This window comes from Marinactinospora rubrisoli (assembly GCF_042664915.1).
GTDB classification, from domain to species: Bacteria; Actinomycetota; Actinomycetes; order Streptosporangiales; family Streptosporangiaceae; genus Marinitenerispora; species Marinitenerispora rubrisoli.
The window spans coordinates 1-16361 of sequence record NZ_JBHTBH010000009.1 but is presented as its reverse complement, the minus strand read 5'-3'; the positions used below and the strand labels follow the sequence as shown (position 1 = coordinate 16361).

Sequence of the window (16361 nt, the reverse complement as noted above, 5' to 3'; positions counted from 1 at the left end):
TGTCGTAATGTTAACATCCGGACATCTGGTTCTCGGCGGGCCGCCGAGCGTGCCTCTCAGGAAGGTGCCGATGCCCCATGACCACACTCGACTCCCCGATCCCGCGGTTCCACCTGGCCATGCCGGTCGACGACCTCGCCGCCGCGCGCCGGTTCTACGGCGAGGTGCTCGGCCTGGACCAGGGCCGCAGCTCCGACACCTGGGTGGACTGGAACCTGCACGGACACCAGTTCGTCACGCACCTCGCCCCCGGGCGGTCCCAGCGGATCCACAACCCGGTCGACGGCCACGACGTGCCGGTGCCGCACTTCGGGCTGATCCTCACGATCCCGGAGTTCCACAAGCTCGCCGGCCGGCTGCGCGCGGCCGGCACGGAATTCGTCATCGAACCCTACGTGCGCTTCGAGGGACGGCCCGGCGAACAGTGGACGATGTTCCTGCTCGACCCGGCGGGCAACGCGCTGGAGTTCAAGGCGTTCGCCGACGACTCCCAGGTCTTCGCGGTCTGACACCCGGCCGGTAGCGGGGAACGGCCCCGTCTCCGGTGGCCCTGCGCGCCCCGGGCGCGGGCGTGGCGGTCCGGGCGGGCTCGGCCACCGGACCTCGCCGTCCCGTGGCCCCGCCGGTCACGCCCCCGTGCCGGCGGTGGCCCCGGTGGTGCGCTGGGCGGTGATGATCGCGTCGAGCAGACCGGGGAACCGGGCGTTGAGGTCGTCGGCGCGGAGGCTGTTGAGGATCGCGGTGCCCTGGTAGCGCTGCCGGATCACGCCCGCCTCGCGCAGGACGCGGAAGTGGTGGGTCGAGGTGGACTTGCTCACCGGCAGTTCGAAAGCGATGCACGCCATGTCGGTGTGGCCCTCGGCGAGCCGGCAGACGATCTGCCGGCGCATGGGATCGGCCAGTGCGGCGAGCACCGCGTCGATCCCGATGTCGTCCGGATCGGGATGTTCGAGGATGCGCATGGGTCGATTCTCCCGTAGTTTCGGACGCCGCATCGACGGCGCCGTACGTTCCCTTCCCCGTTCGATCATTCTCAACGACGTGGCTCGCGCAACCCGGAACCGCCGGGCGTGGTCTCCAGGAGGCGCGTGGCACCGGCGCCCCGATCGATCCCGGGCGCCCGCTCGTGCGCGCGCGGCTCAGGCGCCGCCCTGATCGGGGCGGGAGCGTCCTTGGTGGCGGCAGGGCGCATTGCGGGCCGCCGACCGGGTGGCAGCGGCCGAACGTGACCGTGCGCGCCGCCGCTTCCGCCCCCTCTCCGGCCGCCGTCCGCGCAGGTCCGGCCGGCCGCCTCCCGCGCGAGGTGGCGGCCACCTCCCCCTTTGGTCGCAATCCGGTTGCCGACCTGTGCCCGATGACCCGGCCGCCCGGTCCTCGGCATGCTCGTGGAGCGACATCGGGACGGGCCTCCCACAGAGCCCCGCGAACGCCCGGTGCCATCTCCCCCTCAGAGCAGGAGCAGGTTCGTGGACAGCAGAGTCGAAGCAGCCTCCCCGCGAGGAGCGCGCGGCCGGCGCGGGATCGGAGCGCGGCTGATGGCGATCGGGGTCACCGGTCTCATGGCCGCGACGATCACCGGTGCCGCCGCCCCAGCCGCCGCCGCGGCGCCCACCCCGCCGATCCCGGCCCCCGCGGCGGCCGGCGAACTCACCGAGGCCGACGTCAACGCGTGGCTGGACGGCTTCCTGCCGGCGGCCCTGGAGGACGCCGGCATCCCGGGCGCCGCGGTCTCGGTGGTCCACGACGGCGAGGTGCTCACCGCCCGAGGCTACGGCTACGCCGACAACGGATCCGAAGGCGGCGAGCCGCGGCCGGTCGACCCCGAGGAGACGCTCTTCCGCCCGGGGTCGGTCTCCAAGCTGTTCACCGCCACCGCGGTCATGCAGCTGGTCGAGAGCGGAGACCTCGACCTCGACACCGACGTCAGCGAGTACCTCGACTTCGAGATCCCCCGGAACTTCGAGGGCGACATCACCCTGCGCCATCTGCTGACGCACACGGCCGGCTTCGAGGAGCAGATCCGCGGTCTCATCGGGCTTGAGGGGGAAAGCGTGGACTTGGGGGAGGCGCTCGCCACCGACCCGCCGGTGCAGGTCTATGCGCCCGGCACCGTCCCCGCCTACTCCAACTACGGCAACGGCCTCGCCGGCTACATCGTCGAACGCGTCAGCGGTGAGCCGTTCGAGGAGTACGTGCAGCAGAACATCCTCGACCGGATCGGCATGACGTCGTCCACCTTCCAGCAGCCGCTGCCGGAGGACATCCGGGACCGGATGGCGGGCGGCTACCCGACCGACTCCGGCCCCGCCGCCCCGTTCGAGATCATCGGGGCCCCGCCCGCCGGCGCGCTGACGGCGTCCGCCACCGACATGGCGCGCTTCATGCTGGCGCAGCTGGGCGAACTGGGGCCCGAGCAGTCGCTGCTCGAGGAGGAGACACTCGCGCTGATGCACGAGCCCGCCCTCACCTCCGACACGCTCGGCACCATCGCCGAGGGCCCCCGCATGACCCTGGGGTTCTTCGACGAGAGCCGCAACGGCCGGCGCATCATCGGCCACGGCGGCGACACCACCGCCTTCCACTCCCACCTGCAGCTCTTCCCCGAGGAGCGGACCGGGATCTTCGTCACGATGAACGGCGGCGGCCACCAGGGCTACGACTCGCTGACCCTGCGCAACTCTCTCACCGCCGGGTTCGCCGACCGCTACTTCCCTTCCCAGGACCCAGACGTCCAGGTCGAGCCGACGGCGGCGGAGCACGCCTCGATGGCCGAGGGGACGTACGAGTCCGCGCGTTCGGCGCAGAGCACCTTCCTCTCCGTGGTCCGGGCCGTGAGCCGGACGACGGTGACCGCTCAGGACGACGGCACCATCCTCGTCAGCCCGGGACCGGAGACCGTGTATCCGACCGTCTACCAGGAGATCGCGCCCTGGGTCTGGCAGGAGGTCGGCGGCCAGCGGATCCTCACCATGCGCGGGTCCGGCGACGAGGTCGAGGAGATCGGCTACGCGTCCGCCTTCACGCTGGAGCGGGTCGATCCGGTACACGAATCGACGGTGGTCATGTCCATCCTGGTCTTCTCGGTGGCCGTTCTGCTCGTCGCGCTCGTCTCGATGCCGATCCGCGCGATCGTCCGGCGCCGGCTCTCCCTGCCGCCGCGTCCCCGGGCCGGCCGGGTGGTCCGTGTCCTGACCCGTATCTGCATGGCCGGCGCCACGCTCGCCATCGTGGGCTGGGCGGTGACCATCAGCACGGCGATGCAACTCCACGACGTGCCCGCGGAGTTGATCCACGTCATCCAGGCGGCGCAGTGGCTCGGGGTCGTCGGCGTGATCCCGGCCGCGATCGGCCTCATCACCGACATCCACCGGCGCGCCGGCTGGGCGCGGGTCCTCGGGGCCGTGCTCGTCCTGGTGGCCCTGGTCGGGATCGCGTGGCTCTCGGTCGTCTTCAACCTGCTCGTCCCGGACGTGTCCTACTGAGCACCCGCCGCCGCGACCCGCGGCGGCAGGGGTGCGGCGGGGGTGGTGGCACCATCCCCGCCGCACGGCCGTCTCCCGGCTTCCCCCGATCCCGACTTACTGGTACAACCACACAGCCCGAACGACGCGGAAACGAGAGTGGCACGCATGCCCGAGCGCGAGGATGGCGGTCCCCCGGGACGGGGGGACGGAGCGGATGGCGTGGACGTCCGGACCGGGCCCGAGGGCCTGGCCGACTCCTGGTTCTCCCGGTTCACGGCGCGGATCGACGGCGGGCTCACCAGGGCCGGGATCGCCGGCGACTTCCGGCGGGATTGCGTGCTGGCGGCCCTCGTGTCCGTGTTCGCGGTCATCAGCTGCCTCCCGCTCGGCTGGGTCGCCGAGCGGGAGGGGCTGGTGCTCACGCCGCTCTCCGCGACGGCGGTCCTTGTCCTGGCCGTCGCACAGTCGCTGTTCCTCGCCATCCGCCGGACCAGCCCCGTGCTGTGCCTGGGGATCGTGGCACTGACCCAGGTCGCCCTCGCCACCGCCGTGCCGACCGGGCTCACCTACCGCGGTCTGGCGCCGATCATCGCCGCCTACACCTGCGGGGCATACCTGGCACCCCGGCAGGCGACGCGCGTCATCGCCGCAGTCGCGCTCCTGGACGGCGTGATCGGAGGCGTTGCCGCGGTGGCCGCCGGGGAGATGGCCGACACGCTGCGGCTGGCGGCTCCGAGCGAGGGCGCGGGGACGCTCGCCCCCTTCACGCTGTGGCTCAGCCACTTCGTCGGCGGCGTGGTCCTGTACGTGCCGGCGGCGCTGATCGGCGGATACATGGCGACCCGCCGGCGCTACGTCCGGTTGGTGAAGGTCACCGCGGCCGAACGGGTCAGGGCGCAGCGGGACCGGGCCGACGCCGCCATCCGCGCCGAGCGCGCCCGCATGGCCCGCGAACTGCACGACATCGCGGCACACCACCTCTCCGGCATGGTCGTGCAGGCGGCGATGGTCGAGCGGCTGATCGACCGCGACCCGCAGGCGGCCAAGGAGGCCACCGCCTGGATCCGCGGACAGGGCAAGGAGACCCTCGACAACCTGCGCCTCGTCGTCGGGGCGCTCCGGGACCCGGCGGACGGCACGCACCGGGACGGCGCCGCCGGCCTGGGCTCGGACGGGGCGCCGGTGCCGGGGCTGGCGGTCCTGGACCGGCTCGTGCAGACGGAACGGGAGCTGGGGACGGCCGTCGACGTGGAGTACCACGGCGAGCGGTATGATCTGCCGCCGGTCGCCGACGTCACCTTCTACCGGGTCACTCAGGAGGCGCTCGCCAACGCGCGGGACCACGCCCCCGGCGCCCGAGTGCGGATCCGGCTCGGCTATAGCGGGTCCGAGGCCGCTCTGGAGGTGACGAACGACGCCCGCCCCGGCGGCGCCCCCGCCTCCGGGCCCGGCGGCGCCCGGCCGGCACCCGCTCCCCGGGGCCACGGCCTGATCGGCATGCGGGAGCGGGCCCAGCTCATCGGGGCGACGTTCGACGCCGGCCCGACGGCGTCCGGCGGCTGGCGGGTGTCCCTGGTACTTCCGGTCGACCCGGAAACGTCGGCGGCCGGTACCGAAACCACGGAGACGGGTGGATCGGCGTGATCAGAGTGCTTCTCGTGGACGACCAGTCCGTGGTCCGGACGGGGTTCCGCGTCATCCTGCAGCTCGCGGGCGACATCGAAGTGGTCGGTGAAGCCGCCAACGGCCCCGCCGCGGTCGACCTCGCCCGCCGTCTCACCCCCGACGTCATCTGCATGGACGTGCGCATGCCGGGCGGCGACGGGCTCGCGGCGACCCGCGAGATCGTCGCCGGCGCGGAGTCGCCGCCGTCCGTCCTCGTGGTGACGACCTTCGACCTCGACGAGTACGTGTTCGGCGCGCTGGAGGCGGGCGCGAGCGGGTTCATCCTCAAGGACAGCGAGCCCGACGACCTCATCGACGCCGTCCGCCGGCTCGCCGCCGGGCACGGCCTCGTCGACCACACCGTCACCCGGCGGGTCATCACCGAGTTCGCCCGCCGCCGGTCACCGCGCCGCGCCGGCGACGAGACGCTGGACCGCCTGACGGCACGGGAGGTCGACATCGTGCGGCTGCTCGCCGAGGGACTGTCCAACGCCGAGATCGCGCAGCGGCTCTTCATCGAGACGAGCACGGTCAAGTCGCACCTCGGGCGCGCCATGAGCAAGATCGGGACCCGCGACCGGCTGCAGACGGTGGTGTGGGCGTACCAGAACGGGGTGGCGTCCTACTGAGGCGGCGGGCGGCGGGCCGGAGCCGCCCGCCCGCGTCTGCTACCGTGAGCGGCGTGAAGCGCGCTGCCATGACGACGACGCCGGAGAGTGTCCCGGCGCGCTGACCCATGTCGTGAGTTCGAAGCCCCGGGGCGGGTGCCCCGGGGCTTCGTCCTGCGGTCGCCCTCCCGGCGTCCGTGAGGAGACCACCATGCACGACCACCGCCGGCTCGGCCGCGAGCTGGAACTGTTCGACACCGACCCGCTCATCGGCGCCGGCCTGCCGTACTGGCTGCCCGACGGGGCGACCGTGCGGCACGCCCTGGAGGAGTACGTCCGCGACCAGGAGCGGCGGGCGGGGTACCGGCACGTCTACTCGCCGGTGCTCGGCAAACGCGACCTGTACCAGATCTCCGGGCACTGGTCGCACTACCGCGACGACATGTTCCCTCCGATGGACGTCGGTGCCGAGCAGCTGGTGCTGCGGCCGAGCCTGTGCCCGCACCACGCGATCATCTACCGGTCCCGCTCTCACAGCTACCGGGAACTGCCGCTGCGCATGGCGGAACTGGGCGGCATGTACCGCTCTGAGCTGTCGGGAGTGCTGGGCGGGCTGACCCGGGTGCGCGCCATCCAGCTGAACGACGCGCACATCTTCTGCACCGTCGACCAGGTCGCCGACGAGGCGAGGGGAGCCCTGGACATGATCCGCCGCGCCCACCACGCCATGGGCATCGTCCCGGCCCGCTACCGGCTCTCCCTGCCCGGCCCCGGCGGCAAGTACGTCGCCGCCCCGGAGCTGTGGCGGCGCGCCACCGACCTGCTGACCGAGGTCCTGGACGGCTCCGGCCTGCAGTACGAGGCGGCCGAGGGGGAGGCCGCCTTCTACGGCCCCAAGATCGACGTGCAGATCGCCGACGGCGCCGGGCGGGAGTCCACCCTGTCCACCGTCCAGGTCGACTTCCACCAGCCCGAGCGGTTCGGCCTGCACTACGTCGGGGCGGACGGCGGCCGGCACCGGCCGGTCATGGTGCACCGCAGCGTCATCGGCAGCGTGGAGCGGGCCGTCGCCCACCTGATCGAACGGCACGGCGGGGCCTTCCCCGCCTGGCTGGCCCCGGTCCAGGTGGTGGTCCTCCCGGTGTCCGGGGAGCAGGCGGGCGACGCCGAGGCGATCGCGGAACGTGCCCGCGGCCTCGGGCTGCGCGCCGAGGTCGCGGGCCCCGAGCGCGGCGGCCTGGCCGCCCGCGTCCGGGAGGCCCGCCTCGTCCCCTACCAGGCGGTGGTCGGTGCCAGGGAGGCCGCCGACGGCCGCGCCGCCCTGCGGCTCCGGGATGGACGCCGCCTCGACCCGCGGCCGGCCGACGCCCTCCTCTTGCGGATCCGCTCCCTCGTCGCCGCGCACAGCCCCGCCCTGTGGCCCGCCGACGCCGGGTGACCCGCGCGGCGAAGCGGTGAATCAGCGCGGGACGAGCCGGGGCGTGGCGGCGCGGGCGGTCGCGGCGGCCATGGGGCCGGCAGCGTGGCACCGCCGCGGGAGGACACCGCCGGTGCCCGTACCGGCGGGCCTTCCCGCGGCTGGTGCGGCGGGCGGTGCCGTGCGGGTATTCCAGGAGCGCACCGGCAGGTTTCCCACTGTTTTCGGTGATCGGCATCGCGCGGAAATCGTGCCGGTGAACAACCTGATCATTTACCCGGCTCGCGTATTCGCGTGCCGAAAGGCCGGCGGCGTAATACCGCGGGGTGCCCGGCTTCCGGACCTCGGGCGGTAAAGCGATTCCGCATTTCACGAGCGTGATCGCCGCCGGGTCCGTCCCGCCGGGAGAGGACACGGGATTCCGCTGCTATGTTAACGGCATGTTTCGTATGTGTAACGTTGTGTTTCATGATGGCGCATCCGTGTTACGCCCGCATTAACCACGAGATCAGACGGTCTTTTGATCTTCTCGGGAAATTTCAAGCCGAATGTTCGGTTCCTCACTCTTGCGATTTCTTGTGGGTGCCTGTTCTAATTTCCCGGGAGCTTCCCGAGGTGCTTTCGGGAAAGGAAGGTAACCACCATTCGGCGGATGGCCTCGCGTGGAACGGCGCGGCTGACACGCGATTTCCAGTGGTTTTGGTTCAGCCAGACGATGAGTTTCACGGGCGACCGGCTCACCGGTTTCGCCATCCCCACCATCGCGATCCTCCTGCTCGACGCGTCCAGCGCCCAGGTCGGGCTGCTGACCGCCACGGGCTGGCTCGCCTTCCCCGTATTCGGCATGTTCGCCGGCGCGGTCCTGGCGCGGATGCGGGTCCGCCGGGTCATGATCGCCGGAGAGCTGGTGCGCTTCTGCGCGTTCGCGGGCGTGACGGCGGCGGTCGTCCTCGGCGAACCGTCCTTCCCCCAGCTCCTCGTCGCGACGGCGCTCGCCGGGGCGGCGATGGTGTTCGTGGACATCGGCGCCCAGTCCTACCTGCCGTCGCTGGTCCCCGCGGACCGCCTGTTCCCGGCGAACTCCCGGTTGCAGAGTTCCGACAGCCTGTCCAAGCTGGCCGGTCCGGCCGTCGCCGGAGCCGTCGTCGACCTCGTCGGCCCGGCCGCGTCGGCCGCCTGCACCGCCGCACCCTTCCTGCTGTCGGCCGCCGGGCGCACCCGAGTGCGGGCGGTCGAGCCGTCGCCCGAGCGGCACCCCGAACCCGCCATCGCGCGGGTCCGGCGGGGGCTCGGCTTCGTGTGGCGCCACGACGCGCTGCGCCGGATCGTCTCCGCCTCCGCGCTGCGCGGTTTCGGGATGGGGGCCGTCGACGCGGTGCTCCTGCTGTTCGCCTACCGGGTGCTCGGGATGTCCAGCACGGCGGTCGGCCTGCTGCTGGCGGCCGGTGCCCTCGGCGGCCTGGCCGGGGCGATGTACGCGCACCGCATCGCCCGCAGGCTCGGCGTCCGCCGCACCCTGCTGCTGTCCGGGCTGGAGGGGGCCGCCTGGATCGCCGTACCGCTGTGCCTGGCCGGTGCGCCGGTCGCCGTCTTCGCGGTGATCCGGATCTGCTCCGCGATCTGGCTGCCGGTCTGGGGCGTGCTGAGCACCAGCCTGCGGCAGGTCCTGACCCCGCCCGAGTGGCAGAGCACCGTGCACGCCACCGCCCGGACCGTCCCCTCGACGGCCATCCCCCTGGGGGCGCTGACCGGCGGGGTCGCGGCCGGCCTGGCGAGCGACTGGCTGGGAACGGCCGTGGGGCTCGTGGCCGTGCTCATGGCCGGCGGGATCTGCGCGAGCACCGGCGTCCTGCTGCTGCGCGCGATCGGCGACGGCATCGACGACGGCCTGCCGGCCGCCACGGAACCCGGACCGCCCCCGGCCGCAACGCCCACGGCTCCGGCCGCGGGCGCGTGAGAACGACGGTGACCCGACCACCACCCGGAAAGGACGTCATGCATCCGACCACCACGAGGAAACTCAACGCCAAAGAGTTCGCCGACATCAAGCACACGGTGTCCATCCGGTCGAAGGCCCGTGCCAAACGGCAGTCCGACCCCGGCTACGCGGCACCGCTGCCCCAGGAGGTCAGCCTCCAGCTCACCTACAAGTGCAACCTCCGCTGCACCCACTGCTTCCAGTGGAACGACCAGGGCTTCTTCCGCGACTTCAGCCCGGAGCAGGCCCGGACCGAACTCGACATCGGGATCGTCGAGGAGGTGCTGCGCTCCACCGCCGGGCGGCGGTCCAAGCTCTTCATGTGGGGCGGGGAGCCGCTCATGTACCGCCGGTTCGGCGAGGTCGTCGACCTGCTGGAGCAGTACCCGCGCACCGTCAACATGTGCACCAACGGGTTGCTGTTCAAGCGGAACCTCGACCACCTGCTGCGCATCGGGGAGAACCTCAACCTCCTGGTCAGCCTCGACGGCCTCGAAGCGGAGCACGAGGCGCTGCGCGGCAAGGGCACCTTCCGGCGGACCATGGAGAACATCAAGCTGATGCTCGACCTCAAACGGGAGGGCAAATTCCTCGGCGAGGTCTCGCTCTCCTGCATGGTCTCCCACGCCACGGTCGGCACGATGTACGACTTCATGGAGTGGGCCGAGGAACTGGGCGTCAACTCGGTCTACTTCCAGTTCCCGTGGTACATCAGCCCCGAGGTGGCCGCGTCCATGGACCGCGTCTACGAGGAGTCCTTCTCCTGGCTGCAGCCCGACACCGGCACCCGGAAGCCGACCTGGCATTCCTACACCTACCGGCTGCCCCCCGAGCAGCTCCCCCAGCTGCGCGAGTCCATGCGCCGGCTGGCGGAACGGCGCTGGAACGTCCGCGTCCGCTACCAGCCCCAGCTTGAGGCGGAGGAGGTCGAGGACTTCATCCTCGGCACGTCCCGCCCGGCGCAGCGGCGCAGCACCTGCCTGGCGGTGTCGAACCGGCTGGAGGTGCACGCCGACGGCAACGTCAGCTCGTGCAAGTTCTTCCCGGAGTTCGTGGTGGGCAACCTCTACGAGACCGGCGTGGCCGAGCTGTGGCACAGCCCCTCGTTCCGCAAGGTCAGATCGCTTCTCGCCGACACCGGCATGATGCCGGTCTGTTCCAAGTGCATCCTCCTCTACCTCAACGGAGTGTGAGACATGGACGACATCGAGTACCGCATCCGCACCGTGCTCGCGAAAGTGCTGGCGAACGGCCTCACCGCGGACGACATCGGCACCGACAGCGACCTCGTGGACGAGTACGGTCTGGATTCGCTGCAGATGATCTCGTTCCTCCTCGGGATCGAGGACGCCTTCGACGTGGAACTCGACTACGAGAACCTGGAGCTCGACGACCTGCGTTCGGTCCGCCAGTTCACCGGCTTCGTGGCCGGACTCCGGACGGCGGCGGCCGGCTGATGGCGGGCGGGCGCGTCCACTTCGGGACGTTCGACGCCGAACGTTCGTGGCGCCCGCCGGACCTCGCGGAACTGCCCGGGGCCGCCCTGCGCGACCCCGGCGCCGCGCGGTCCGTGGACACCATGGACGAGCTGCTCGCGGCGTTCTGTTCCCCGGGCGACCTCCTGGTCACCCGCCATCCGATCGCGGACGGGATCCGCGACGGGCTGGCCGCCCTCGGCATCGGGTTCGAGCACCACCGAACCGGAGACGCCGACGGCGAAACCGTGGAGCGGCGACTGGCGGCGGCCCCCGATACCCCGCGACTGTTCGCGGGGTACGACACCCTCGAACCCTGGGCGGTGCGGCACGACACCGAACTGCTCACCGACCGGCTGGGCCGCGGCGGCGAGCTGCCCCGGACGGCCGCCGTCGCCGAGGTGAACTCCAAGACCTGGTCGAACGCGCTCGTGCGCGAACTCGGCCTGCCGGGCGCGGGCCGGATCGTGCGCTCCACCGAGGAACTCGCCTCGGCGGTGGCCGAACTCGACCACGAAGTGGTGGTGAAGGACCCCTTCGGGGTGTCGGGGAAGGGCACGCTCGAGGTGACCTCCCCCCGCGTCCTCGCCGCGGTGATCCGCACCCTCGACCGCCAGGCCGACCGCGGCCGGCGCGTCGAACTCCTCGTGCAGCGCCGGTTCGACGGGCGGCGGGACTTCTCCGCCAACCTGCACGTCGCCCGCGACGGCACATGGGAGTGGACCGGGGTCCAGGTGATGACCAACCGCGGGTACCGCAACCACGTGGTGGGCCCGGCCCCGGACGACTTCACCGCCTTCCTGCGGCGCGGCGGCTACCCCGACGCGCTGGCCGCCGTGGCCGGGGCGCTGACCCGCGCCGGCTACTGGGGGCCCGCCGGGGTGGACTCGATGCTGCTGACGGACGGCACGGTGATCCCGATCCTGGAGATCAACGCGCGCCGCTCCCTCGGCCTGGTGGCGCTCACCCTCGACGCGCGGGCCGCCGAGCACGGCCTGCGCTGCCACCTGTCGCAGGCCGACCTCAAAGTGCCGCCGGGACGCGGCGTCGCCGACATCGTCGACGGCCTGCGCCGCGCGGGCGCACTGTACGAGTGCGGCCGGCGCCCGGGCGCCCTCATCCTGGGCGGCAGCGCGCTCGCCTCCCCGGGCGGCCGGGTGCACTGCGCCCTGTTCTGCCCGCCGGACGAGGTCGCCGCGACCCACGGACGGGTGCTCGCGGCGGCCGAGGCGGCGGGGATGACGCCGCGGGGCGGAGGCGCCGATGCGGCTTGACATCGGGCTCGTCGGCGCCACCCGGATCGCCGAACGCGTGGTGCTGCACCCCGCCGCCCGGCACGACGACGTGACCGTGCGCGCGGTGGCGGCGAGCGACCACGACCGCGCGCTCGCCTTCGCGGCCCGCAACGGCATCCCCGTGGTGCACGACCACTACGCGGACCTGATCGCCGACCCGCGGATCAACACCGTGTACATCTCCCTGCACAACAGTGCACACGCCGGATGGGCGGAGCGGGCCGCGCGGGCGGGCAAGCACGTCGTGGTGGAGAAGCCGCTCTGCCTCACCCCCGGCGAACTCGGGCGGATCCGCGAGGCCGCCGCCGAGCACGGCGTCCGCGTCGCCGAAGCGCTGCCCTCGGCGGGACACCCCTGGCAGGCCGCCGTCCGCGAGATGATCGCCGATCGCCGGTACGGGCCGCTGCGGTCGATCCGCACCGAGATCGCCTTCACGACGCCGGCACCGGGCACCTACCGAACCCGGCCGGAACTCGGCGGCGGCATCTTCTACGACTGCGCGGGCTACTGGCTGCAGGCCGTCCAGGCGACGGCGGGCCTGGACGGAGTCTCGGGCGAAGGGCGCACCGTGCGCGAGGCGGCGGCCACCGGCGACGGCATCGGCGTGGACCTCGCCCTCCACGCCGGCCTGCGGTGGGCGGACGGCCGCCATGCCGACCTGGACTGCCGGTTCGGCGACCGGCACGTGGCCGACCACGAGTTCGTCTTCGCCACCGCCACCGTGCGGGTGCGCGGCTTCCTGCGGCCCATCGCCGGGCCACTGCCGGTGAACCTGGCGATCCGGCGTCCCGGTGCGGGCACGCGGATCCGCTCGTTCGCACCGGCGGCCTACTACGACCGCCAGTTCGCGAGCATCCGCGACCTCCTCACCACGGGCGACGGCGGCGAGGGCCGCGAACTCGCCGCCGCGGCGCCGCGGATCGCGGTCATGGCGGCGATCCACCGCGGCGCCGCGCGGGACGGCCGAGAGGCGGCGGTGCGGTGAGGCCGGGCGACGGCACCGCCCTGGACCGAGCGGTACTGGAACGCGTCCTCGACGCCTCCGGCGTCGACCCCGCGCGGCTGTCCTCCTACGCCCAGGCCGCCGAGGGGACCTTCAACAGCGTCCACATCCTGCGCCTCACCGAGGGCCCCGACCTCGTCCTCAAGGTGGCGCCGGACCCACAGGCGCCGATGATGAGCTACGAGCACGGGCTGACCCGCACCGAGGAGCTGTTCTACCGGACCGCCGCCGGCCGGGTCCCCGTCCCCGACGTGCTGCACGCCGACTTCGGGCGCGGCGTGATCGACCGCGACTTCCTGCTGATGACGCGATGCCCGGGGGAGAGCTGGCACGCCCGCCACCCCGGCATCGGCCCCGGCGAACGGATCCGGCTGCGCGCGGAGCTGGGCCGGCTGGCCGCGGCCCTCCACCGGATCACCGGTCCCGGCTTCGGCTATCCGCACCTGGGACTGGCGGCCGACTGGCGGACCGCCTTCCTCGCCATGATCGACGCGGTGCTCGCCGACGCGCGGGCGTTCGCCGCGGCCCTGCCGGTGCCCGCGGACCGCGTCGCCGAACTCGTGCACGGCCAGGCCGACCTGCTCGACGAGGTCGGCACCCCCGTGCTCGTCCACTTCGACCTGTGGCCCGGCAACATCCTCGTCGACACCACGGACCGGGGACCGGTGATCAGCGGGCTGGTCGACGGCGAGCGCTGCTTCTGGGGCGACCCCCTCGCCGAGATGGTCTCCGTGGCCCTGTTCGGCGACGTCGAGGACGATCCCGCCTTCCTCCGCGGCTACCGCGGCGCGGGCGGCACCGTCGTCCTGGACGCGCGGACCCGACGCCGCCTGGCGCTGTACCGGTGCTACCTGTACCTGATCATGCTGGTCGAGGCCGTGCCCCGCCGCGCCGGCGGCCCGGAGCACGAGCACGTGGCGCGCCTCGTCCGGCGGGAACTGACCGCGAGCCTGGACGCGCTCGCCGGAATCGGAACGGAGGACGGCCGGTGATCGAGATCCTCACCTCCGGCGTCGCGCTGGGAGTGCACGTGCCGGGCCTGCTGCTCGCCGACCGGATCCGCGAGCGCGGCGGCGAGGCCGGCGTCACCGTCCTGGAGCGGCTGCTCCCGGACCACAAGCGGGTCACCACCGAGAAGATGAAGTGGGCCTTCCACCGGGACTTCCGCGTCGCGCTCACCGGTCAGCGGATCGCGACGAACCCGGCCGAGGTCGCGGCGGAGGAGGCGGTCGAGAAGCTGTTCGCCTCGTGGCGGGAACGGCGCGTCGGCACCCTGGTCGTCTTCTCCGGCTTCTGGCTCCCGCTCGTGGCCAGGTACGTGGCCGAGAGCGGGCCGCCGCCCCGGGTGCACCTCTGCCACGTGGACTCCGTGACCTCGCCGTCCTTCCTCCGGACGGAGGTCACCGGCCTCGACGTGACCACGGTCCGCCTCGCCGACGCCGAGCGGGGCACCATCCCGTGCAGCATCCCGGTCGGCCGCGAGCCCGCCGTCCCCTGGGCCGGGCGTGGGCAGCGGCTGCTCGTGCACGGCGGCGGCTGGGGCATGGGCACCTACCGGGAACGGGCCCGCGAGCTGAGCGCCCGCGGATTCGCGCTGGACGTCGTCGCCTACGAGGCCCGGGACGTGACCGACGAGGCCGGAGTCCGCTACCACATGGTCGACCCCGCCTGGCATCCGTGGCTGGACGACGGCTATCCGCCGTTCGGCCGCGTCCGGCCCGGCGAGCCCACCCACTACACGCGCGGCGCCGGGCACCACGGGTCGTTCGACCTGGCCCGGTCCGCGATCGCCATGGTGAGCAAGCCCGGTGGCGGCACGCTGCTCGACTCACTGTGGTCGGCGACGCCGATGGTGTTCCTGGAGCCCTTCGGCGACCACGAGCGCCGCAACGCCGAGCTGTGGGAGCGGCTGGGGTTCGGCGTCACGCTCGCGCGCTGGCGGGAGACCGGCTTCGCCGTCGAGGTGCTCCACGAGGCACACCGCCGGCTCCTGCGCGCCACGGCGGACGTCCCCGACTACTCCACGATCCTGACAGAGACGTGCTGAGGAGAACGAGGAGAACACGCAATGCCGACGGAGACGGAAACGGTCTCGCCCGTTTCGTTCTGGCAGCTCTACTCGGTGAAGTCCGAGCGGCGCCGGCCGGGCACCGGGCTGGGGGAGTACTACACGGTCAGCGCGGTGGTCGAACTCTCGGGGCCGCTGCGCGTTCCGGTCCTGCAGCGGGCGTTCCGCGAACTCCTCCGGCGCCACGACCTGCTGCGCACCCGGGTGGTGATGGACGAGGGGCCCGAGCCCTTCCAGGCCGTCCGGGCCGCCGGCGAGGGCCCGGCCGAGGTGGAGGTCGTCGACGAGGCCGACGTCCTGGCGGCCGAGGGGTGGCTATATGCGCCGGTCCGGCAGGAGACGTCGCCCGTCCGGGTCCGGCTGGCGCGCAGGGGGCCGGAGGAGCACGTGCTCTCGCTGCACCTCCACCACCTCATCGGCGACCCGACGACGCTGTGGGGCGTGCTGGGCGAACTCGCCGCCCTGTACCGGGCCGAACTCGACGGCACCGACGTCCCGCCGCCTCGGGCCCAATACCGGGAGTACGCGGCGGACGAGGCGCGGCAGTCGGCGGCCGGCCGGGACGCAGCCCGGGACTGGTGGGCGTCCTCGGTCGGCGCCGCCCGGTTCGCCTCGGTCCGGCTCGGACCGCCGGGAGAGCCGTTCGCCTTCCGGGACGAACTCCTCTCCCCGGACCTGGTGGCCCGGGCCGGGCGGCTCGCGCGGACCGACCGCGGGACCCTGTTCGTCGTGCTGCTGGCCGCGCTCGCCTGCGCCATGGACCCGTACGTGGCCGGCGGTGACGATCTCGTCTTCCTCACCCTGTTCGAGAGGCGCGACCGGCCCGAGTGGCGGGGCATGCTCGGGCCCTGCATGGTGCCCGTCTACATCCCGGTGCCGCGCCCGGCCGCGGGCCTGTCGGCGGACTACGTGCGCGCGGTCCGCGACAACGTGCTCGCCGCCCGGCGGCACTGCCTGGTCACCACCAAGGAGGTGCGGCTGATGAACCCGTTCTTCCACCACCCGGACAGCATCATCCCGTTCTTCGAGTACATCCCGGTGCAGCGGCCGGCCGCGCTCGCGTTCGGCCCCGTGACCGGCCGGGTCACCGACGCCTCCGGCCACCGCGACACCGGGCTCGCCAGCTTCCTGAGCATCCGGGCGCGCGCCACCTCCACCGGGGCGCTCGCGGCGCACCTCTGCGCCGACGGCCGGGGCTGGACCGCGCCGCTCACTCGCGAGGTGTGCCGGGCGATGGGCGAGCGGATCGGCTCCGCCACGCGTGCCGGGCGGCCTCTGGCGGCCGCCGATGGACGCTAGGCCGGGGCCGGGGACGGCCCCGGATGCGTCGGCGCGCGCCGGGCGCGGGGACCGGCCGTGCCGCGCGGCCCGGCGGCCGGCCCGGCCGC

General features: G+C 73.1%; 14 protein-coding genes. 13 read left to right on the top strand and 1 reads right to left on the bottom strand.

The window, feature by feature from the left end; translation table 11 throughout:
* Nucleotides 1-77 precede the first annotated feature (77 nt).
* Nucleotides 78-509 carry a VOC family protein gene (locus ACFQRF_RS18640; RefSeq protein WP_379872408.1) on the top strand — a complete coding sequence of 144 codons (432 nt, stop codon included), beginning with the start codon at nt 78-80 and terminating at the stop codon, nt 507-509.
* Between the two features lie 117 nt (nt 510-626).
* Here ACFQRF_RS18640 and ACFQRF_RS18635 read toward each other — a convergent pair whose 3' ends face one another.
* Nucleotides 627-962: an ArsR/SmtB family transcription factor gene (locus tag ACFQRF_RS18635; protein ID WP_379872407.1), complete on the bottom strand. Its 336-nt coding sequence runs from the start codon at nt 960-962 to the stop codon at nt 627-629.
* 573 nt (nt 963-1535) lie between these two features.
* Here ACFQRF_RS18635 and ACFQRF_RS18630 point away from each other — a divergent pair.
* The 12 genes from ACFQRF_RS18630 (at nt 1536) to ACFQRF_RS18575 (ending at nt 16272) form a co-directional block, all read left to right on the top strand.
* Entirely contained in the window at nt 1536-3482 is a 1947-nt protein-coding gene (locus ACFQRF_RS18630) for a serine hydrolase domain-containing protein (RefSeq protein WP_379872406.1), read from the top strand.
* Nucleotides 3483-3683: 201 nt separating this feature from the next.
* Complete coding sequence (locus ACFQRF_RS18625; RefSeq protein ID WP_379872405.1) at nt 3684-5108, top strand: sensor histidine kinase; 1425 nt, start codon at nt 3684-3686, stop codon at nt 5106-5108.
* Nucleotides 5105-5758 (top strand): response regulator, encoded by a 654-nt coding sequence (locus ACFQRF_RS18620; protein WP_379872404.1) that lies wholly within the window; start codon nt 5105-5107, stop codon nt 5756-5758. The genes ACFQRF_RS18625 and ACFQRF_RS18620 overlap by 4 nt, the downstream gene beginning before the upstream one ends.
* Before the next feature lie 112 nt (nt 5759-5870).
* Nucleotides 5871-7175 carry a threonine--tRNA ligase gene (thrS, locus tag ACFQRF_RS18615; RefSeq protein ID WP_379872403.1) on the top strand — a complete coding sequence of 435 codons (1305 nt, stop codon included), beginning with the start codon at nt 5871-5873 and terminating at the stop codon, nt 7173-7175.
* A gap of 631 nt (nt 7176-7806) precedes the next feature.
* Entirely contained in the window at nt 7807-9111 is a 1305-nt protein-coding gene (locus ACFQRF_RS18610; RefSeq protein ID WP_379872402.1) for an MFS transporter, read from the top strand.
* Nucleotides 9112-9149: 38 nt separating this feature from the next.
* A complete protein-coding gene (locus ACFQRF_RS18605) occupies nt 9150-10325 on the top strand; it encodes a radical SAM protein (protein ID WP_379872401.1) in 1176 nt (391 codons plus the stop codon).
* A gap of 3 nt (nt 10326-10328) precedes the next feature.
* Nucleotides 10329-10589: an acyl carrier protein gene (locus ACFQRF_RS18600; RefSeq protein WP_379872400.1), complete on the top strand. Its 261-nt coding sequence runs from the start codon at nt 10329-10331 to the stop codon at nt 10587-10589.
* Nucleotides 10589-11881, top strand: a complete 1293-nt coding sequence (locus ACFQRF_RS18595; RefSeq protein WP_379872399.1) for an ATP-grasp domain-containing protein — start codon at nt 10589-10591, stop codon at nt 11879-11881. Before ACFQRF_RS18600 ends, ACFQRF_RS18595 begins: the two co-directional genes overlap by 1 nt.
* Complete coding sequence (locus ACFQRF_RS18590) at nt 11871-12887, top strand: Gfo/Idh/MocA family protein (protein ID WP_379872398.1); 1017 nt, start codon at nt 11871-11873, stop codon at nt 12885-12887. The genes ACFQRF_RS18595 and ACFQRF_RS18590 overlap by 11 nt, the downstream gene beginning before the upstream one ends.
* Nucleotides 12884-13897, top strand: coding sequence for a phosphotransferase family protein (locus tag ACFQRF_RS18585; protein WP_379872397.1), 1014 nt, complete (start codon nt 12884-12886; stop codon nt 13895-13897). The genes ACFQRF_RS18590 and ACFQRF_RS18585 overlap by 4 nt, the downstream gene beginning before the upstream one ends.
* Nucleotides 13894-14952: a glycosyltransferase family protein gene (locus tag ACFQRF_RS18580; protein WP_379872396.1), complete on the top strand. Its 1059-nt coding sequence runs from the start codon at nt 13894-13896 to the stop codon at nt 14950-14952. The genes ACFQRF_RS18585 and ACFQRF_RS18580 overlap by 4 nt, the downstream gene beginning before the upstream one ends.
* A gap of 21 nt (nt 14953-14973) precedes the next feature.
* On the top strand, nt 14974-16272 hold the full coding sequence (locus ACFQRF_RS18575; protein WP_379872395.1) for a condensation domain-containing protein: 1299 nt from the start codon (nt 14974-14976) through the stop codon (nt 16270-16272).
* Nucleotides 16273-16361 lie beyond the last annotated feature (89 nt).